We start from the raw sequence: 17,878 nt of genomic DNA, 5'->3' as shown, positions 1-17,878 counted from the left end.
TCCGGGTCGATATCCACCCCGTATCCGCCCCGGCCGATTGCGGTTACCGCCGCGGACCGGACCGGAACTCACAGAATTCGGAATTCCGGCGGGCCGTTTCCCGGGCCCCGAAATCGCCCCCGCCACGCCACACGACCGAACGCCGGACCCCCGGACCGGTTAACCTGGGGCGTCAGTAAGCCGGTTCTCAGTGAGAGGCGCAAGGATCCCGTGCGCATCGCCAGGTTCTCCATCGACGGGAACGTCGCCTTCGGCGCGGTCGAGGGTGACAAGCAGGACGAACTCGTCCTCGACATCATCAAGGGCATTCCGTTCGCGGACCACGAGCTGTCCGGGACGAAGGTGCCGCTGAGCAAGGTCAGACTGCTGCCGCCGGTCCTCCCCAACAAGGTCGTGGCCTTCGGCCGCAACTACGCCGACCACGCCAAGGAGCTGGGCCACGAGGTGCCGGAGGCCCCGTTCGCCTTCTTCAAGCCGTCCACCTCGGTGATCGGCTCCGGCGACGAGATCCAGTACCCGTCCTTCTCGACGGACCTCCACTACGAGGCCGAGCTGGCCGTCGTCATCGGCCGCATGTGCCGGGAGGTCCCGCGCGAGCGCGTCAAGGACGTCATCCTCGGTTACACCTGCGCCAACGACCTCACCGCCCGTGACGTGCAGAAGCGCGAGAAGCAGTGGGCCCGCGCCAAGGGCTTCGACACGGCCTGCCCGCTCGGCCCCTGGGTCGAGACGGACCTCGACCTCGCCCGCGCGAACGACCTGACGATCCAGCTCACCGTGAACGGCGAGCAGCGTCAGCTCGGCAGCACGAGCCAGATGATCAACCCCATCGAGGACCTGATCGTCAACATCTCCGAGGCGATGACGCTGCTCCCGGGCGACGTCATCCTCACCGGAACCCCCGCAGGAGTCGGCTCCCTGCACGTCGGCGACGAGGTCGCCGTCACCATCGAAGGCATCGGCACTCTCACCAACAAGGTTGTCAAGCGTGGCTAGCGCACCTGTACGCGTCCGTTTCTGCCCGTCCCCGACCGGTAACCCCCACGTGGGCCTGGTCCGCACCGCCCTGTTCAACTGGGCGTTCGCGCGGCACCACCAGGGCACGCTGGTCTTCCGCATCGAGGACACCGACGCGGCCCGCGACTCGGAGGAGTCGTACAACCAGCTGCTGGACTCGATGCGCTGGCTCGGCTTCGACTGGGACGAGGGCCCCGAGGTCGGCGGCCCGCACGCGCCCTACCGCCAGTCGCAGCGCATGGACATCTACAAGGACGTCGCCGGGAAGCTGCTGGACGCCGGCCGCGCGTACCACTGCTACTGCTCCCAGGAGGAGCTGGACACCCGCCGCGAGGCCGCCCGCGCCGCCGGCAAGCCCTCCGGCTACGACGGCCACTGCCGCGATCTGAGCGACGCGCAGGTCGAGGAGTACAAGGCCCAGGGCCGCGAGCCGATCGTCCGCTTCCGGATGCCCGACGAGGCGATCACCTTCGAGGACCTGGTCCGCGGCGAGATCACGTACCTCCCGGAGAACGTCCCGGACTACGGCATCGTGCGCGCCAACGGCGCCCCGCTGTACACGCTGGTCAACCCGGTCGACGACGCGCTGATGGACATCACCCACGTCCTGCGCGGCGAGGACCTGCTCTCCTCCACCCCGCGCCAGATCGCCCTCTACAAGGCGCTCATGGACCTGGGCGTCGCGCAGCGGATCCCGGCCTTCGGCCACCTGCCGTACGTGATGGGCGAGGGCAACAAGAAGCTCTCCAAGCGCGACCCCGAGTCGTCCCTCAACCTCTACCGCGAGCGCGGCTTCCTGCCCGAGGGTCTGCTCAACTACCTGTCCCTGCTGGGCTGGTCGTTCTCGGCGGACCAGGACATCTTCTCGATCGAGGAGATGGTCGCGGCCTTCGAGATCTCGGACGTGAACCCCAACCCGGCGCGCTTCGACCTGAAGAAGTGCGAGGCGATCAACGCCGACCACATCCGCATGCTGGACGCCAAGGACTTCGCCGAGCGCTGCGCCCCGTGGCTGAGGGCCCCCTTCGCCCCCTGGGCGCCGGAGGACTTCGACGAGGCCAAGTGGGAGGCGATCGCCCCGCACGCCCAGACCCGTCTGAAGGTGCTCTCCGAGATCACCGACAACGTCGACTTCCTCTTCCTCCCCGAGCCGGCCTTCGACGAGGCCAGCTGGACGAAGGCGATGAAGGAGGGCTCCGACGCCCTGCTGCGCACCGCCCGCGAGAAGCTGGAGGCCGCGGACTGGACGTCGGCCGAGTCCCTCAAGGAGGCCGTCCTGGCCGCCGGTGAGGCCCACGGCCTCAAGCTCGGCAAGGCCCAGGCCCCGGTCCGTGTGGCCGTGACCGGGCGCACGGTCGGCCTGCCCCTGTTCGAGTCCCTGGAGATCCTGGGCAAGGACACCACGCTGGCCCGCATCGACGCCGCGCTGGCGAAGCTCGCCGCGTAACGCACACCGCACGCCGGAGGGGCGGCACCCGGAGATCCGGGTGCCGCCCCTCCGTCGTACGCCCCTCACCCGCCGCCCGCCCGTACCGGGGCGGTCCCCCTGTTGGCGCAACCCGCCTCCCCGGACCGGAACGCGGTCCTATGGTGGGCGGTGTGACGATCAGAGCCGTGGTCTGGGACGTGGACGACACCCTCTTCGACTACACGACCGCCGACCGGGAGGGCATGCGCGCCCACCTCGCCGCGGAGGGGCTGCTGGAGGGGTACGGCGGCCCGGAGCGGGCGATCGCACGGTGGCGCGAGGCCACCGAGCTGCACTGGGAGCGCTTCGCGGCCGGCCACGGCACCTTCGAGGGGCAGCGCCGCGACCGGGTCCGCACCTTCCTGGACGCCTCCCTGAGCGACGACGAGGCCGACGTCTGGTTCCAGCGCTACGTCGGTCACTACGAGGCCGCCTGGAGCGTGTTCCCCGATGTGCTGCCCGCCCTGGACGCCCTCGCCGCCGGCTACCGCCACGCGGTGCTGTCCAACTCCAGCCTGAAGGTCCAGGAGCGCAAGCTGCGCACCCTGGGCCTGCGCGACCGCTTCGAGACCATGCTGTGCGCCGCCGAGCTGGGCGTCTCCAAGCCGGAGGCCGGCGCGTTCCTGGCCGCCTGCGAGGCGCTGGAGCTGCCCGCGCACGAGGTGGCGTACGTCGGCGACCACCCGGAGATCGACGGGCGCGGGGCGGCCGGGGCCGGGCTGCTGTCGGTGTGGATCGACCGGGGCGGGCCGTTCGGGGAGGACGCCGGCGGACCCCTCGCCCACCGGATCACGACCCTCGCCGAACTCCCCGCGGTCGTCCGTGCGGATACCCGTTTTGGAGCCCCGTCCACCTTCGGGTAATGTTCTTCCTGCGCCGAGGGAAACGGGCCGAAAGGGCCGGAACCCGAGGAGCACGCTAGAACGAGATCCCCCGCACAGGGGCTTGAGTTCCAGTGGCCTATGGTGTAATTGGCAGCACGACTGATTCTGGTTCAGTTAGTCTTGGTTCGAGTCCAGGTAGGCCAGCTCGCAGAGCTCATCTGCAAAGCCCCCGTTGTGTAGCGGCCTAGCACGCCGCCCTCTCAAGGCGGTAGCGCCGGTTCGAATCCGGTCGGGGGTACTGGTTCCGGTCTTACGTCGGAGCCGCTAGGGCCCCCGTTGTGTAGCGGCCTAGCACGCCGCCCTCTCAAGGCGGTAGCGCCGGTTCGAATCCGGTCGGGGGTACGACTGGTCTAAACCATCATTGGTCTATGGTGTAATTGGCAGCACGACTGATTCTGGTTCAGTTAGTCTTGGTTCGAGTCCAGGTAGACCAGCTCGGACCTGCGGAAACGCAGGTTCTAGGCCCCCGTTGTGTAGCGGCCTAGCACGCCGCCCTCTCAAGGCGGTAGCGCCGGTTCGAATCCGGTCGGGGGTACAGAAGACGAAGGCCCTCCACTCAAGTGGAGGGCCTTCGTCGTCGTCCGGGGCCGTGGCGTCACGCCGGCCCCTCCGCCGGCGCCCTCGCGCGGCGCGTCAACTGCGCCCGGGCCGCGAGCAGTTCGCCACCATGCGACTCCGCCCCGGGAAGAGCCGCCGCGGCGTTGAGGCGGCTCTGTCCCGGGGCGGTGCGGTCGCGGAAGGATCAGCCCGAGCGGCGCAGGGCCTCGGACAGGCGGGCGGCGGAGTCGATCACGGCCTGGGCGTGCATACGGCCCGGGTGGCGGGTCAGCCGCTCGATGGGGCCGGAGACCGAGACGGCGGCCACCACGCGGTTGGACGGCCCCCGCACCGGCGCCGAGACCGAGGCGACGCCCGGCTCGCGCTCGCCGATGGACTGGGCCCAGCCGCGGCGCCGCACACCCGACAGGGCCGTCGCCGTGAAGCGGGCACCCTGCAGTCCGCGGTGCAGCCGCTCCGGCTCCTCCCAGGCGAGCAGGATCTGCGCCGAGGAGCCCGCCTTCATGGTCAGCGTGGAGCCCACCGGGACGGTGTCCCGCAGGCCGGACAGCCGCTCGGCCGCCGCCACACAGATCCGCATCTCGCCCTGCCGGCGGTAGAGCTGCGCGCTCTCCCCGGTGACGTCCCGGAGATGCGTGAGCACCGGGCCGGCCGTGGCCAGCAGACGGTCCTCGCCCGCCGCGGCGGCCAGCTCCGCCATGCGCGGTCCGAGGATGAACCGGCCCTGCATGTCGCGCGCCACCAGGCGGTGGTGTTCCAGGGCCACGGCCAGCCGGTGGGCCGTGGGTCGTGCCAGTCCGGTGGCCCCGACCAGACCCGCGAGGGTGGCCGGACCGGACTCCAGAGCGCTCAGGACGAGGGCTGCCTTGTCCAGAACGCCGACGCCGCTACTGTTGTCCATGAAACGATACTCACGTCTCACTCTGTGAAACGCAAGTTCAATTTTCGGCGGAACGCGCAACCCTTGGTCGACAGAGGCCCGCATTTTCACGGGACCGGTGACACATGCCCGAGAGCAGCGGCGAGCGAGCCGAAGGGGTGCGCCGGTACCGAGGGGCCGAACGCGCGGAGGCCCCTAGGGGCGAGCACGATCGGCCCCTCGGCACCGGCTGGAGCGCCCCGGAGACGAGCGAGCCCCGGGAAAAGGGGAAAGCGATGGGTAGGACACTCGCGGAGAAGGTCTGGGACGACCATGTCGTCCGGCGCGCCGAGGGCGAGCCCGACCTCCTCTACATCGATCTGCACCTGCTGCACGAGGTGACGAGCCCGCAGGCCTTCGACGGCCTGCGCAAGAACGGCCGCCGGATCCGCCGCCTCGACCTCACCCTCGCGACCGAGGACCACAACACCCCGACCCTGGACATCGACAAGCCCATCGCCGACCCCGTCTCGCGCACCCAGCTGGAGACCCTGCGCAAGAACTGCGCCGAGTTCGGGGTGCGGCTGCACCCGCTGGGCGACGTCGAGCAGGGCGTCGTCCACGTGGTGGGACCGCAGCTGGGCCTGACCCAGCCCGGCACCACCGTGGTCTGCGGCGACTCGCACACCTCCACGCACGGCGCCTTCGGCGCGCTCGCGTTCGGCATCGGCACCTCCCAGGTGGAACACGTGCTGGCCACCCAGACGCTGCCGATGGCCCGCCCGAAGACCATGGCGATCACCGTCGAGGGCGAGCTGCCCGACGGCGTCACCGCCAAGGACCTGATCCTGGCGATCATCGCGCGGATCGGCACCGGCGGCGGTCAGGGCTACGTCCTGGAGTACCGCGGCTCCGCCGTCGAGAAGCTCTCGATGGAGGCGCGGATGACCGTCTGCAACATGTCCATCGAGGCCGGCGCCCGCGCGGGCATGATCGCCCCCGACGAGACCACCTTCGCCTACCTCCAGGGCCGCCCGCACGCCCCCGAGGGCGCCGAGTGGGACGCCGCGGTCGAGTACTGGCGGACCCTGCGCTCCGACGACGACGCCGAGTTCGACGCGGAGGTCGTCATCGACGCCGCCGAACTGTCGCCGTTCGTCACCTGGGGCACCAACCCCGGCCAGGGCGCACCGCTTTCGGCGGCCGTCCCCGACCCGGCATCGTACGAAGACGCTTCGGAGCGCCTGGCCGCCGAAAACGCCCTGGCGTACATGGGGTTGGAGGCCGGACAGCCGCTGCGCTCCATCGAGGTGGACACCGTCTTCGTAGGCTCCTGCACCAACGGCCGCATCGAGGACCTGCGTGCCGCCGCCGCGGTCCTGCGCGGCCGCAAAGTCGCCGACGGCGTACGGATGCTGGTCGTCCCCGGCTCCGTACGGGTCGGGCTGCAGGCCGTCTCCGAGGGCCTGGACGCGGTCTTCAAGGAGGCCGGCGCCGAATGGCGGCACGCGGGCTGCTCGATGTGTCTCGGCATGAACCCGGACCAGCTGGCCCCGGGCGAGCGCTCCGCCTCCACCTCCAACCGCAACTTCGAGGGCCGGCAGGGCAAGGGCGGCCGTACGCACCTGGTGTCGCCGCAGGTCGCGGCCGCCACCGCCGTCCTGGGCCACCTGTCCGCGCCCGCCGACCTGTCCGACGCCCCCGTGCCCGCTGGAGTCCGATAACCATGGAAGCCTTCACCACCCACACCGGCCGGGCCGTCCCGCTGCGCCGCGGCAACGTCGACACCGACCAGATCATCCCTGCTCACTGGCTCAAGAAGGTGACCCGCGACGGGTTCGAGGACGGGCTGTTCGAGGCCTGGCGCAAGGACCCCTCCTTCGTCCTCAACCGGCCCGAGCGGCAGGGCGCCACGGTCCTGGTCGCCGGCCCCGACTTCGGCACCGGCTCCTCCCGCGAGCACGCCGTGTGGGCGCTGCAGAACTACGGCTTCAAGGCCGTGATCTCTTCCCGCTTCGCGGACATCTTCCGGGGCAACTCGCTGAAGAACGGGCTGCTCACGGTGGTGCTCGACCAGAAGGTCGTGGACGCGCTGTGGGAACTGACCGAGGAGGACCCGCAGGCGGAGATCACCGTCGACCTCCAGGACCGCGAGGTGCGCGCCAAGGGCGTCACCGCCTCCTTCGACCTGGACGAGAACTCCCGCTGGCGGCTGCTGAACGGCCTGGACGACATCTCCATCACCCTCCGGAACGAGGCCGACATCGCCGCCTTCGAGGCCAAGCGGCCCACCCACAAGCCGCGGACGCTCCAGAACTGACCCACAAGGGCCCGCCCGGCCCGTCCGGCACCCCCGGACCGACGGGTTTCGGCCACCTCGAACCCAGGCTGTACCCCCGATCGCCACGATTGGGGGTACAGCCGTTTTCGCGTCCGGATGAACTCGCGCGCGACGGGCGGGGTGCTCAACTTCCCACGTTAAGCGGGGCGTTGCCGGGGTACGCGACCGTTGGGCCGGTGGCGCCCCAAAGGCCCTGGAGGGCCGGGAACGGCGGCAGTTGCCCCCTGCGCAGGCGACAACTCGCCCCAGATGGCACAATCTGTGCATGGGACACGACGGCCAACTCCAGCTCTATGCGGCAGTCGCGGACCAACTGAAAGAAGCGCACACAAGAGTGCGCGCACTGCAAGTCCCGGAGGGCGTACGGATGGCGCTGACCCGGAAGCTGCTGGTCATTACGGCCGTGGCCAAGCACGATCTCGCCGACGCGGCAAGGCGTCTCGAACGGTTCGCCGGGGACCTCGACGAGGGTCGACTCCCCGAAGAGGACCGCTGAAGAGTCCGAGACAACCGAATCCGTTGCGGCACAAGGGTGATAAGCCCGTTTCGTGTTTGATTTGCGGTATATATCTGCCTAACGTGCGAAAAAGCTTGAACACATACGTTCTGGCGATGTCTCCGAAGGGGAAGACGTGAACAAGGCGCAGCTCGTAGAAGCGATTGCCGACAAGATGGGCGGCCGCCAGCAGGCCGCCGATGCTGTCGACGCCGTCCTGGACGCCATCGTCCGCGCCGTCGTCGCGGGCGACCGGGTCTCGGTCACCGGCTTCGGGTCCTTCGAGAAGGTGGACCGCCCCGCCCGTTACGCGCGCAACCCCCAGACGGGCGAGCGTGTTCGGGTCAAGAAGACGTCCGTGCCGCGCTTCCGTGCCGGTCAGGGCTTCAAGGACCTGGTCAGCGGCTCGAAGAAGCTGCCGCGTGGTGGCGAGGTCGCCGTGAAGAAGGCGCCCAAGGGCAGCCTGACCGGTGGCGCTTCCGCGACGGTGAAGAAGGCCGCGGCCAAGAAGGCCACGAAGGCCGCCGCGAAGAAGACCACCGCCGCCAAGAAGGCCACGCCGGCGAAGAAGACCACCACCGCCGCCGCCGCAAAGAAGGCCACGGCGAAGAAGGCCACCGCCAAGAAGACCACGGCGGCCGCCAAGACCACCGCCGCGAAGAAGACCACCGCCAAGAAGGTGGCGGCCAAGAAGGCCCCGGCGAAGAAGGTCACCGCCAAGAAGGCTCCCGCCAAGAAGTCGACGGCGCGCAAGACCACCGCCAAGAAGACCACCGCCCGCAAGGCCTCGTAAGCAAGGTCGCCAGGGCACACACGCGCCGGGCCGGACTCCCTGGGGGAGCCCGGCCCGCGGCGTATGCGGTATGTGTGACGTACGTGGCGCGTGTGACGCAGGGGAGGGTCTGCAAGGCCTGGAAGGCCAACAGGACCTAGAAGGTCTGGAGGGTCACCAGGGTGATCCGGCCGCCGTCGCCCTCGTCGCCGGCTCTCTCGATCCGCACCCGCTGACCGGGCCGCAGCAGTCTGAGCCCGCCCGCGTCGAAAGCCGCCGCGTCGAAGGGCACCGGGGTGCCGTCGTCCAGCAGCACCTGTCCGCTGCGGGTGCCGGGGTCGTACGTGTATGCGGTCGCCTGCATGACGGCAGCCTACTGCCCGGCGATCGCCAGCCGCGCGCTCACCACCGCGGTGCGCGGGCCCACGCCCAGCGTCAGCGCCGCCCGCAGATCGGCGCCGGTGTCCACGTCCTGCCGTACGGAATCCACCCCGGCCAGCTCCAGTTCCGCCGCTCCCGAGGCCCGGTGCCGCACCCGGGAGGCGGTGCCGAAAAGCGGGCGCAGGGCGTGACCGGGGGCCGCCGCGAGCAGGGTGGTGCCGAGAGCCGCCGCGTCCGGGAGAAATGCCCGCGGAAATACGGCGGCCGCTTCCAGGACGCGTGACAATTCCAGCGGGCGCAGGGCCGGCAGGTCGGCGTTCAGCGCGGCCACGGCGGACCGGGGCCGCAGGGACCTGACGACGGTCTCCCCGTGCTCCAGCGCGGCGTTCAGGCCGGTTCCCGGGGTGTCCGGGACGATCCTGGCGCCCAGTGCGGCCAGCTCGCGGCCGGCCAGCTCGTCGTCCGTGACGACCGCCACATCCGCGACCGCCGGGCAGTCCAGCGCCGCGGCCACCGTGTCCTGCGCGAACGCGAGGACCAGCCGTGGGCGCACCCCGTCCGAAGCGGTGTCCGCAAGCCTGCTCTTGGCCCGCGCCAGAGGCTTCAGCGGGATGACCAAGGTCCACTGCACCGGCGTACCGTCCCTCTCTCTCCGCGCCCATTGTCACCCGGCCCTTCCGGTGGGGGCGGCGGCGGGGCGTACCGTGTTCTCGACAGACCGGCGGCCTGGGGCGACACTTGTGCGGCCCCTCGGCGGCCCCCCGCCCGAGGTGACAAGCCCTTGAGGCCCTAGAGGAAGGTGTCCGCGTGCCCCGCCGCAGAATCGGCTTCTGGTACCGCTTCGCCGCGGTGATCTGCAAACCGCCACTGGCGGTTCTGCTCAAGCGGGACTGGCGTGGAATGGAGCACATGCCGGCCGAGGGTGGATTTATCACCGCGGTGAATCACAATTCCCACGTGGACCCGTTCGCGTACGCCCATTATCAGTACGACACCGGCCGGGTTCCGCGATTCCTGGCGAAGAGCGGCCTTTTCAAGAAGGGATTCGTCGGTGCCGTCATGCGCGGTACCGGGCAGATCCCCGTCTACCGCGAGAGCACGGACGCGCTCAGTGCTTTCCGGGCCGCCATCGACGCCGTCGAGCGCGGCGAGTGCGTCGCCTTCTACCCCGAGGGCACCCTCACCCGCGACCCCGACGGCTGGCCCATGACCGCCAAGACCGGTGCCGCCCGCGTGGCCCTGCAGACCCGGTGCCCGGTCATCCCGGTCGCCCAGTGGGGCTGCAACGAACTGCTCCCGCCCTACGCGACGAAGCCGCACCTCTTCCCGCGCAAGACCCACCGCGTCCTCGCCGGGCCGCCGGTGGACCTCTCCCGGTTCTACGGCCGGGAGATGACCGCCGAGATCCTCAAGGAGGCCACGGAGGTCATCATGGCCGCCGTCACCCGCCAGCTGGAGGAGATCCGCGGCGAGAAGGCCCCCGAGACGCCGTACGACCCGCGGCGCGAGCGGATCGAGCAGCGCCGCCGCACCCAGGCCCAGACCGAGGCCCAGGCCGAGGTCCAGGGCCACGCACCAGCCAAGCAGCCGGAAGGGCAGGGTAAGTGAGCAAGCCGGACAAGCCGGTCAAAGCTGCCGTCTTCAGTGCCGGTTCGTGGGGCACCGCCTTCGCCATGGTGCTCGCCGACGCCGGGTGCGAGGTCACCCTGTGGGCGCGCCGCACCGAGGTCGTCGAGGCGATCAACACCACCCGGACGAACCCGGACTACTTTCCCGGCGTCGAACTCCCGCGGAACATCCGCGCCACCGCCGACCCCGCGGAGGCCGCCGCGGGCGCCGACTTCACGGTGCTGTCCGTGCCCTCGCAGACCATGCGCGCCAACCTCGCCGAGTGGGCCCCGCTGCTGGCCCCCGGCACCGTCCTGGTCTCCCTGATGAAGGGCGTCGAGCTCGGCTCCACCATGCGCATGAGCGAGGTCGTCGAGGACGTCACCAAGGTCGGCGCCGACCGCGTCGCCGTGGTCACCGGCCCCAACCTGGCCCGTGAGATCGCCTCCCGCATGCCCGCCGCCGCCGTGGTCGCCTGCACCGACGAGGCGGTCGCCCGGCGGCTCCAGGCCGCCTGCCACACGCCGTACTTCCGGCCGTACACCAACACCGACGTGATCGGCTGCGAACTCGGCGGCGCGGTCAAGAACGTCATCGGCCTCGCGGTCGGCATCGCCGACGGCATGGGCCTCGGCGACAACGCCAAGGGCTCGCTCATCACCCGCGGCCTCGCCGAGACCACCCGGCTCGGCATGGCGCTCGGCGCGGACCCGCTGACCTTCTCCGGACTCGCCGGCCTCGGCGACCTGGTGGCCACCTGCTCCTCGCCGCTGTCCCGCAACCACACCTTCGGCACCAACCTCGGCCGGGGCATGACCCTGGAGGAGACCATCGCGGTCACCCGCCAGACCGCCGAGGGCGTCAAGTCCTGCGAGTCCGTGGTGGATCTGGCGCGCCGGCACGGGGTGGAGATGCCCATCGCCGAGACGGTCGTGGACATCGTGCACGAGGGCAAGCCGCCGGTGGTCGCCCTCAAGGAGCTGATGTCGCGCAGCGCCAAGCCCGAGCGGCGCTGAGCCGGTCGGCCGAGCCGACGCTGTCCCGGGGCTCTACCAGCGGGTACGCTCAACGCGATATGAGCACCGAGAACCTCCCCCAGAGCCCCGGGCAGCCGTCCCGCAAGCCGCGTGTGGCCGTCGTCTTCGGCGGCCGCAGCTCCGAGCACGGGATCTCCACGGTCACCGCCGGCGCCGTCCTGAACGCCATCGACCGGACCAAGTACGACGTCCTGCCGATCGGCATCACCAGGGAGGGGCGCTGGGTCCTGACGGCCGACGAGCCGGCGCGGATGGCGATCACCGACCGCCGCGTCCCCGCGGTCGAGGAACTGGCGGAGTCCACCGAGGGCGGCGTGGTGCTTCCCGTCGACCCCGCCGTGCGCGAGGTCGTCTACAGCGAGCCCGGCTCGGTGCCCAAGGCCCTCGGCGAGGTCGACGTGGTCTTCCCGGTCCTGCACGGGCCCTACGGCGAGGACGGCACCCTCCAGGGCATGCTGGAGCTCTCCGGGGTGCCCTATGTCGGCTGCGGGGTGCTCGCCTCGGCCGTCGGCCAGGACAAGGAGTACATGAAGCGGGTGTTCACCTCCTTCGGGCTCAAGGTCGGCCCGTACGTGGTGATCCGCCCCCACGAGTGGGAGCGCGACGAGCCCGCCGCCCGCCGCAAGATCGTCGAACTCGCCGCCGAGCACGGCTGGCCGCTCTTCGTGAAGCCTGCCCGCGCCGGCTCCTCGATCGGCATCACCAAGGTCGACGACCCGGCCGGCCTGGAAGAGGCCGTCGCGGAGGCCCGGCGCCACGACCCGAAGATCATCGTGGAGGCCGCGCTGCGCGGCCGCGAGATCGAGTGCGGGGTCCTGGAGTTCGAGGACGGCCCGCGCGCCTCGGTCCCGGCCGAGATCCCCCCGCCGAGCGCCCACGCGTACTACGACTTCGACGCCAAGTACATCGACTCCACCCCCGGCGTCGTCCCGGCCCCGCTCAGCGACGAGGAGACCGCCGAGGTGCGGCGGCTCGCGGTCGAGGCGTTCGAGGCGGCCTCCTGCGAGGGCCTGGTCCGCGCGGACTTCTTCCTCACCGAGGACGGCGAGTTCGTGATCAACGAGATCAACACCATGCCCGGCTTCACGCCGATCTCGATGTACCCGAAGATGTGGGAGGCCACCGGCATCGGCTACGCCGAGCTGGTGGACCGCCTGGTGCAGGCCGCCCTGCGGCGTTCCACCGGGCTGCGCTAGCGGCTCCGGCTCCGGGGGCACCGCCCCCGGTCCCGCCGTACCCGCGCGGTCAGCGCATGGAGGCGATCCCCCCGGGGATCGCCTTCTTCACGGCCGGGGCCAGGTCGATCAGCACCTGGGAGCTGTGGTCCGGCCCGGACCGGTCCCCGGACAGCGTCACCTGCACGTAGGCACGGCGGTTGGCCGTGGTGAACCGCCACGATCCGCCGTCCTGCTTCTCCATCAGCCACTCCACGCCGTCGACCCCGCCGGCGATGGCGTCCGGGTCGTCGCCCTGGGCCACCCTGCCGTCGATCATCTTCGGCGGCCGGACCACGCCGCAGCGCAGTATGATCGCCGGGCCTCCCCAGCCCGCCGTGTAGACGGACCGGGGAACGGGGTCGTCGCGGTGCTCGCCGTCCACCTTCCCGGGCAGTTCCCGGTGCAGCTGGCGGCACAGGGGGGCGGTCCTGGCGTCGGGGCGGGGAACCGCCACCGTGGCGTCGTCCGCCGACGAGCAGCCCGCGACCGCGATCAGCAGGGCGGGCGCGAGCAGGGCGAGCGGCCGGTGACGGAAGAAGTTCACCGGCCAAGGGTAGACGGGGGCTACAGATGCACGACCGGACAGGTCAGGGTGCGCGTGATGCCGTCCACCTGCTGGACCTTCGCGACCACCATGCGGCCGAGATCGTCGACCGTGTCGGCCTGTGCGCGCACGATGACGTCGTAAGGACCCGTCACGTCCTCGGCCTGGATCACTCCGGGAATTCTGCTGATCGTCTCGGCGACGGTCGACGCCTTGCCGACCTCCGTCTGGATCAGGATGTACGCCTGTACCACGGAACCTCCAGGGCGGCCACGAGGATCATGTGGGGAAAAGGAACGCCACGGTATCGCGTCGCCGCTCTCCGGGGGGAGACCTGCGGGGACCGGGCTTGCGCGCCAGGGTGCAGGCACGACAGAGGTTGACGGCCACCTCGACCGTATCGGGGACACTGAAGAGGCGCGACCGGGCACGGACCGGCACAGAGACGGCCGGCACGCACCGGCACAGAAGGGGCTTGAGGCCATGAAGGGCACAGTGGGCGAGCTGGGTGAGTTCGGGCTCATCAGGGAGCTGACCTCACGTCTCACCAGCACCCCGGCGGTCCGGGTCGGCCCGGGTGACGACGCCGCGGTGGTCGCCGCCCCGGACCGCCGGGTGGTGGCCAGCACGGACATCCTGCTGGAGGGACGGCACTTCCGCCGCGACTGGTCCACGGCGTACGACGTCGGACGCAAGGCGGCGGCACAGAATCTCGCGGACATCGCCGCCATGGGCGCGGTGCCGACCGCGCTGCTGCTCGGCCTGGTCGTACCGGCCGAACTGCCGGTCACCTGGCCCACCGAACTGATGGACGGCCTGCGCGACGAGTGCCAGGTCGCGGGCGCCTGCGTGGTCGGCGGCGACGTCGTGCGCGGCGACCAGATCATGGTGTCGATCACCGCGCTCGGCGATCTGCGCGGCCAGGAGCCGGTGACCCGGGCCGGCGCCCAGCCCGGCGACCTCGTCGCCGTCACCGGCTGGCTGGGCTGGTCCGCGGCCGGCTACGCGGTGCTCTCCCGCGGCTTCCGCTCGCCGCGCGCCTTCGTCGAGGCCCACCGGCGTCCCGAGCCGCCGTACCACGCGGGTCCCGCGGCCGCCGGGCTCGGCGCGACCGCGATGTGCGACGTGAGCGACGGACTCATCGCCGACCTCGGGCACATCGCCGAGTCCAGCAAGGTGCGTATCGACATCCGCTCCGGCGCGATCGACATCCCCACGCAGATGAACGACATCGGTCAGGCCGTGGGGGTCGACCCGATGCAGTGGGTGCTGACCGGGGGAGAGGACCACGCGATCGTGGCCACCTTCCCGCCGGACACCAAACTCCCCGCCCGCTGGAAGGTGATCGGCGAGGTGCTCAACCCCTCGGCGCTTCCCCAGGTGACCGTCGACGGCGCCCCCTGGACCAGCAAGGGCGGCTGGGACCACTTCGGAGACATAGAGTCGTGATACCCCGTGTACTGACCGTGGCCGGCTCGGACTCCGGCGGAGGCGCCGGCATCCAGGCCGACCTGAAGACGATGCTCGCGCTCGGTGTGCACGGGATGAGCGTGATCACCGCCGTGACCGCGCAGAACTCCGTGGGTGTGCAGGGCGCCTGGGAACTGCCCGTGGAGGCGGTGCGGGCGCAGTACCGCAGCGTCGTGGACGACATCGGTGTCCAGGCCGTGAAGACCGGCATGCTCGCCTCGGCGGAACTGGTCGAGGCGGTCGCCGAGTTGATCTCCGGCACGGACGTGCCGGCCGTGGTGGACCCGGTGGGCGTCTCCAAGCACGGCGACCCGCTGCTCGCCGCCTCGGCGCTGGACTCGGTCCGCACCAGGCTGCTCCCGGCGGCGACCGTGGCGACTCCGAACCTGGACGAAGTGGCCCAGCTCACAGGGGTCCTGGTCGAATCGGAGGGCGATCTGCCGCGGGCCGCCGAGGCCGTGCTGGCGTACGGGCCGCGCTGGGTGCTGATCAAAGGCGGTCATCTGTCCGGCGAGGCCGTGGACCTGCTCACGGACGGCTCCGAGGAGCACTGGCTGCGGGCGCCCCGGCACGACAACCGGCACACCCACGGCACGGGCTGCACCCTCGCCTCGGCCATCGCCTCGGGCCTGGCCAAGGGCCGTTCCGTGCCGGAGGCGGTCGGCGAGGCCAAGGAGTACGTCACCGGGGCGATCGCCGCCGGGTTCCCGCTGGGAGCGGGGATCGGGCCGGTGGACCACGGCTGGCGGTTCAGGACACGAGGCTGACGGCGGGGGCCGTCGCCCGGCGGGGGATCCACCCGCCGGACGACGGCCCCTGTGACGTGTGAGGTACGGCGGACGGCCCGGCCGGGCACAGCAAAAAGCCGGCCCACCGTGAGGTGGACCGGCTCAGTGCGGCGAACCAGCAGTGGCCGCGCTGTACGTCAGCGCGCGACCTTGCCGGCCTTGATGCACGAGGTGCAGGCGTTCACGCGCTTCGGCGTCCCGCCGACCACGGTACGCACGCGCTGGATGTTCGGGTTCCAGCGACGGGGCGTACGGCGGTGCGAGTGCGAGATGTTGTTGCCGAAGCCCGGCCCCTTGCCGCAGACGTCGCAGTTGGCAGCCACGGGTCACTCCAAAGACTTCAGATGCACTTACGGTTGATCCCGGCATGCCGGGATCAAGATCCGAAGATCTATGATCTCTAGTGGCGTTGCCAGGGGGAATGGCCCGACCGGGATCGGGCAACCGGAGCAGCATACAACGGCTGCTTCCGTACAACGAAACTACCATGGCTGATCGGGCTTCCGTTCCCGGCCCTCTTCCGGAGGGCACCTCCGCTCGGTCTACGCTGCGTCCACGTCCAGCCACTCAGGGAGGCGCAGGTGGCGCAGGTGCCGCAGACATTCCTCGATGCTCTCGCGGTGCGCGCCTGGTGCGGTCTGGCACTCGGGGCGCTGGCGCGGGCGCGCGAGGAGATCGACGCGATCAACGTCTATCCCGTCGCCGACGGGGACACCGGGACCAATCTCTGTCTGACCCTGGAGTCGGCGGCGGACGCCGTGGAGGCGCTGTTCGCCGGGCAGGGCACGGGCGCCGAGCCGCCCCCGCTCGCGGACGCCGTGCGCGCGATGGCCCACGGGGCGCTCATCGGGGCCCGGGGCAACTCCGGGACGATCCTGGCGCAGATCCTGCGGGGCATGGCACAGGTGCTGGCCGCGGAGGGCGCGACGGCACAGGGCCGCTCCGGCGCCGCGGACGCCGCGAACGGCACGGCCGCCCAGAGCACCGCCGGCGCCGGACGCCCGTGCGGCGGCGGTGACCTGTCTCACGCCGACGGCAAGGGGCTCGGCCTGGCCCTGCGGTGCGCCGCAGACTCCGCCCGCGAGGCCGTGGCCCACCCGGTCGAGGGCACCGTCCTGACGGTCGCCTCCGCCGCGGCGGACGCCGCCGAGCGGGCCGGGGGCGACTGCGGGTCGGTCGCGAGGGCCGCCTACGAGGGCGCGCGGACCGCCCTGGCGGCGACCCCGGGCCAGCTGCCGGCGCTCCGGCGGGCCGGAGTGGTGGACGCGGGCGGACGCGGGCTCGTGGCGGTGCTGGGGGCACTGGTGGAGGCGGTCACGGGGGAGGCGCCCGGTGAGGCGGAGGCGCCCGTTGAGGCGGAGGCGCCCGTTGAGGCGGTCGCGCGGGCGGAGGAGCCCTCCGGCGCCACCGTCCCCGCCGCCCGCACGCGCGGGGAGGATGTCCCCGGACCCGCCGATTCCTGCGCCGAGGGTTCCGGGGCGGGCGGCCCCGCCTTCGAGGTGATCTACCTCCTGGAGGCGGGGGACGAGGCCGTGGCGCGGCTGCGGGCGCGGCTCGACGACCTCGGGGACTCCCTCGTCGTCGTCGGCGGCGACGGGCTCTGGAACGTCCACGTGCACGTCGACGACGCCGGTGCCGCCGTGGAGGCGGGGGTCGAGGCGGGCCGGCCGTACCGGATCCGGATCACGCACTTCGGGCTCGACGACGTGCACACCGGCGGCGAGGGGCCGCCGCGCGAGCGCGTCCAGCGGGCCGTCGTCGCCGTCGTGCCCGGCGAGGGGCTGGCCGGGCTGTACGCCGAGGCCGGCGCCACCACGATCCTGGCCCGCCCCGGGGAGCCGCCCGCCGGCGGTGAGCTGCTGCGGGCTCTGCGCCGGGCCCACGCGCGCGAGGTGGTCCTGCTGCCCAACGACGCCGAGCTGCGCCACACGGCCGCCGCGGCCGCCGAGCAGGCCCGCGCCGAGGGCATCCGGGTCGCCCTGATCCCGACCCGCTCGGCCGTCCAGGGCATCGCGGCACTCGCCGTGCACGAGCCGGACCGGCGCTTCGACGAGGACGTCGTCCAGATGACCTCGGCGGCCGGCGCCACCCGCTACGCCGAGGTCGTCGTCGCCGAGCGCCAGGCCTGGACGTCGGCCGGGATCTGCCAGGCGGGCGACGTCCTCGGTCTCATCGACGGCGACGTGGCGGTGATCGGCCCGGACGTCACCGCCACCGCCGAGACCGTCCTGGACCGCATGCTCCGGGCGGGCGGCGAACTGGTCACCCTCGTCACCGGCGACGACACCCCCGAGACCGTCGCCACCCATCTCGAGACCAGGGTCCGCGAGACCTACCTCGCCGTGGACACCGTCGTCTACCGGGGCGGCCACCAGGGCGCCCTCCTCCTCATCGGCGTGGAATGACCCCACCCCGGCGGGCCCTGCCGCCCCGATGGC

General features: G+C 71.6%; 19 protein-coding genes and 5 tRNA genes. 18 read left to right on the top strand and 6 right to left on the bottom strand.

Annotation, left to right across the window (positions count from 1 at the left end; genetic code table 11):
- Nucleotides 1-210 precede the first annotated feature (210 nt).
- From ACIPRD_RS00875 to ACIPRD_RS00840, 8 genes are all read left to right on the top strand, one after another.
- Complete coding sequence (locus tag ACIPRD_RS00875; protein ID WP_356404105.1) at nt 211-996, top strand: fumarylacetoacetate hydrolase family protein; 786 nt, start codon at nt 211-213, stop codon at nt 994-996.
- Nucleotides 980-2,464: a glutamate--tRNA ligase gene (gene gltX, locus ACIPRD_RS00870; protein ID WP_356404107.1), complete on the top strand. Its 1,485-nt coding sequence runs from the start codon at nt 980-982 to the stop codon at nt 2,462-2,464. Before ACIPRD_RS00875 ends, gltX begins: the two co-directional genes overlap by 17 nt.
- Nucleotides 2,465-2,616: 152 nt before the next feature.
- Nucleotides 2,617-3,348, top strand: coding sequence for an HAD family hydrolase (locus tag ACIPRD_RS00865; RefSeq protein WP_356404109.1), 732 nt, complete (start codon nt 2,617-2,619; stop codon nt 3,346-3,348).
- Nucleotides 3,349-3,441: 93 nt separating this feature from the next.
- Nucleotides 3,442-3,513 (top strand) — tRNA-Gln (locus ACIPRD_RS00860).
- A gap of 21 nt (nt 3,514-3,534) precedes the next feature.
- Nucleotides 3,535-3,607: transfer RNA gene (locus tag ACIPRD_RS00855), tRNA-Glu, on the top strand.
- 31 nt (nt 3,608-3,638) lie between these two features.
- Nucleotides 3,639-3,711 (top strand) — tRNA-Glu (locus tag ACIPRD_RS00850).
- Nucleotides 3,712-3,731: 20 nt separating this feature from the next.
- Nucleotides 3,732-3,803: transfer RNA gene (locus tag ACIPRD_RS00845), tRNA-Gln, on the top strand.
- Nucleotides 3,804-3,831: 28 nt separating this feature from the next.
- A tRNA-Glu gene (locus ACIPRD_RS00840) sits at nt 3,832-3,904 on the top strand.
- A gap of 207 nt (nt 3,905-4,111) precedes the next feature.
- On the opposite strand, the gene ndgR is transcribed toward ACIPRD_RS00840, so the two are convergent.
- Nucleotides 4,112-4,828, bottom strand: a complete 717-nt coding sequence (gene ndgR / locus ACIPRD_RS00835; RefSeq protein ID WP_356404111.1) for an IclR family transcriptional regulator NdgR — start codon at nt 4,826-4,828, stop codon at nt 4,112-4,114.
- 254 nt (nt 4,829-5,082) lie between these two features.
- Between ndgR and leuC the strand changes: the two genes are divergently transcribed.
- From leuC to ACIPRD_RS00815, 4 genes are all read left to right on the top strand, one after another.
- Nucleotides 5,083-6,510 carry a 3-isopropylmalate dehydratase large subunit gene (gene leuC, locus ACIPRD_RS00830; RefSeq protein WP_356404113.1) on the top strand — a complete coding sequence of 476 codons (1,428 nt, stop codon included), beginning with the start codon at nt 5,083-5,085 and terminating at the stop codon, nt 6,508-6,510.
- 2 nt (nt 6,511-6,512) lie between these two features.
- Nucleotides 6,513-7,106, top strand: a complete 594-nt coding sequence (gene leuD / locus ACIPRD_RS00825) for a 3-isopropylmalate dehydratase small subunit (RefSeq protein WP_401558831.1) — start codon at nt 6,513-6,515, stop codon at nt 7,104-7,106.
- 286 nt (nt 7,107-7,392) lie between these two features.
- Nucleotides 7,393-7,623 (top strand): hypothetical protein, encoded by a 231-nt coding sequence (locus tag ACIPRD_RS00820; protein WP_356404117.1) that lies wholly within the window; start codon nt 7,393-7,395, stop codon nt 7,621-7,623.
- 136 nt (nt 7,624-7,759) lie between these two features.
- Complete coding sequence (locus tag ACIPRD_RS00815) at nt 7,760-8,416, top strand: HU family DNA-binding protein (protein ID WP_356404119.1); 657 nt, start codon at nt 7,760-7,762, stop codon at nt 8,414-8,416.
- 136 nt (nt 8,417-8,552) lie between these two features.
- Here ACIPRD_RS00815 and ACIPRD_RS00810 read toward each other — a convergent pair whose 3' ends face one another.
- Nucleotides 8,553-8,759 (bottom strand): hypothetical protein, encoded by a 207-nt coding sequence (locus tag ACIPRD_RS00810; RefSeq protein ID WP_356404121.1) that lies wholly within the window; start codon nt 8,757-8,759, stop codon nt 8,553-8,555.
- Nucleotides 8,760-8,768: 9 nt separating this feature from the next.
- Nucleotides 8,769-9,407 (bottom strand): 2-phospho-L-lactate guanylyltransferase, encoded by a 639-nt coding sequence (cofC, locus tag ACIPRD_RS00805; RefSeq protein ID WP_356404123.1) that lies wholly within the window; start codon nt 9,405-9,407, stop codon nt 8,769-8,771.
- Nucleotides 9,408-9,583: 176 nt separating this feature from the next.
- On the opposite strand from cofC, the gene ACIPRD_RS00800 reads away from it, so the two are divergent.
- Genes ACIPRD_RS00800 through ACIPRD_RS00790 form a run of 3 tightly spaced genes read left to right on the top strand, consistent with a single transcriptional unit; the run spans nt 9,584 to nt 12,617 of the window.
- Complete coding sequence (locus tag ACIPRD_RS00800) at nt 9,584-10,384, top strand: lysophospholipid acyltransferase family protein (protein ID WP_356404125.1); 801 nt, start codon at nt 9,584-9,586, stop codon at nt 10,382-10,384.
- On the top strand, nt 10,381-11,400 hold the full coding sequence (locus ACIPRD_RS00795) for an NAD(P)H-dependent glycerol-3-phosphate dehydrogenase (protein WP_356404127.1): 1,020 nt from the start codon (nt 10,381-10,383) through the stop codon (nt 11,398-11,400). The genes ACIPRD_RS00800 and ACIPRD_RS00795 overlap by 4 nt, the downstream gene beginning before the upstream one ends.
- Before the next feature lie 59 nt (nt 11,401-11,459).
- The gene (locus ACIPRD_RS00790) at nt 11,460-12,617 is read left to right on the top strand and encodes a D-alanine--D-alanine ligase family protein (RefSeq protein ID WP_356404129.1); all 1,158 of its coding nucleotides are present in this window, start codon (nt 11,460-11,462) and stop codon (nt 12,615-12,617) included.
- 49 nt (nt 12,618-12,666) lie between these two features.
- On the opposite strand, the gene ACIPRD_RS00785 is transcribed toward ACIPRD_RS00790, so the two are convergent.
- Entirely contained in the window at nt 12,667-13,182 is a 516-nt protein-coding gene (locus ACIPRD_RS00785; protein ID WP_356404131.1) for a DUF3515 domain-containing protein, read from the bottom strand.
- A gap of 20 nt (nt 13,183-13,202) precedes the next feature.
- Entirely contained in the window at nt 13,203-13,436 is a 234-nt protein-coding gene (locus ACIPRD_RS00780) for an Lrp/AsnC ligand binding domain-containing protein (RefSeq protein ID WP_356404133.1), read from the bottom strand.
- Between the two features lie 229 nt (nt 13,437-13,665).
- On the opposite strand from ACIPRD_RS00780, the gene ACIPRD_RS00775 reads away from it, so the two are divergent.
- Nucleotides 13,666-14,631: a thiamine-phosphate kinase gene (locus ACIPRD_RS00775; RefSeq protein ID WP_356404135.1), complete on the top strand. Its 966-nt coding sequence runs from the start codon at nt 13,666-13,668 to the stop codon at nt 14,629-14,631.
- Complete coding sequence (gene thiD, locus ACIPRD_RS00770) at nt 14,628-15,419, top strand: bifunctional hydroxymethylpyrimidine kinase/phosphomethylpyrimidine kinase (RefSeq protein ID WP_356404137.1); 792 nt, start codon at nt 14,628-14,630, stop codon at nt 15,417-15,419. Before ACIPRD_RS00775 ends, thiD begins: the two co-directional genes overlap by 4 nt.
- A 158-nt stretch (nt 15,420-15,577) precedes the next feature.
- Here the strand turns inward: thiD and rpmB are convergent, their stop codons facing one another.
- On the bottom strand, nt 15,578-15,763 hold the full coding sequence (rpmB, locus tag ACIPRD_RS00765; protein WP_356404139.1) for a 50S ribosomal protein L28: 186 nt from the start codon (nt 15,761-15,763) through the stop codon (nt 15,578-15,580).
- Between the two features lie 258 nt (nt 15,764-16,021).
- Here rpmB and ACIPRD_RS00760 point away from each other — a divergent pair, with 258 nt between their 5' ends.
- Complete coding sequence (locus ACIPRD_RS00760) at nt 16,022-17,845, top strand: DAK2 domain-containing protein (RefSeq protein WP_401558821.1); 1,824 nt, start codon at nt 16,022-16,024, stop codon at nt 17,843-17,845.
- Nucleotides 17,846-17,878 lie beyond the last annotated feature (33 nt).

The sequence above is a fragment of the Streptomyces sp. NPDC090108 genome, assembly GCF_044747185.1.
Classification (GTDB): domain Bacteria; phylum Actinomycetota; class Actinomycetes; order Streptomycetales; family Streptomycetaceae; genus Streptomyces.
This window is presented reverse-complemented; position numbering and strand designations above follow the sequence as displayed.

Excerpts from the sequence above, each read along its gene's own strand:
- leuC (WP_356404113.1), top strand. The coding sequence starts at position 5,083 with ATGGGTAGGACACTCGCGGAGAAGGTCTGGGACGACCATGTCGTCCGG.
- ACIPRD_RS00820 (WP_356404117.1), top strand. The coding sequence starts at position 7,393 with ATGGGACACGACGGCCAACTCCAGCTCTATGCGGCAGTCGCGGACCAA.
- leuD (WP_401558831.1), top strand. The coding sequence starts at position 6,513 with ATGGAAGCCTTCACCACCCACACCGGCCGGGCCGTCCCGCTGCGCCGC.
- ndgR (WP_356404111.1), bottom strand. The coding sequence starts at position 4,828 with ATGGACAACAGTAGCGGCGTCGGCGTTCTGGACAAGGCAGCCCTCGTC.
- ACIPRD_RS00790 (WP_356404129.1), top strand. The coding sequence starts at position 11,460 with ATGAGCACCGAGAACCTCCCCCAGAGCCCCGGGCAGCCGTCCCGCAAG.
- ACIPRD_RS00810 (WP_356404121.1), bottom strand. The coding sequence starts at position 8,759 with ATGCAGGCGACCGCATACACGTACGACCCCGGCACCCGCAGCGGACAG.
- ACIPRD_RS00775 (WP_356404135.1), top strand. The coding sequence starts at position 13,666 with ATGAAGGGCACAGTGGGCGAGCTGGGTGAGTTCGGGCTCATCAGGGAG.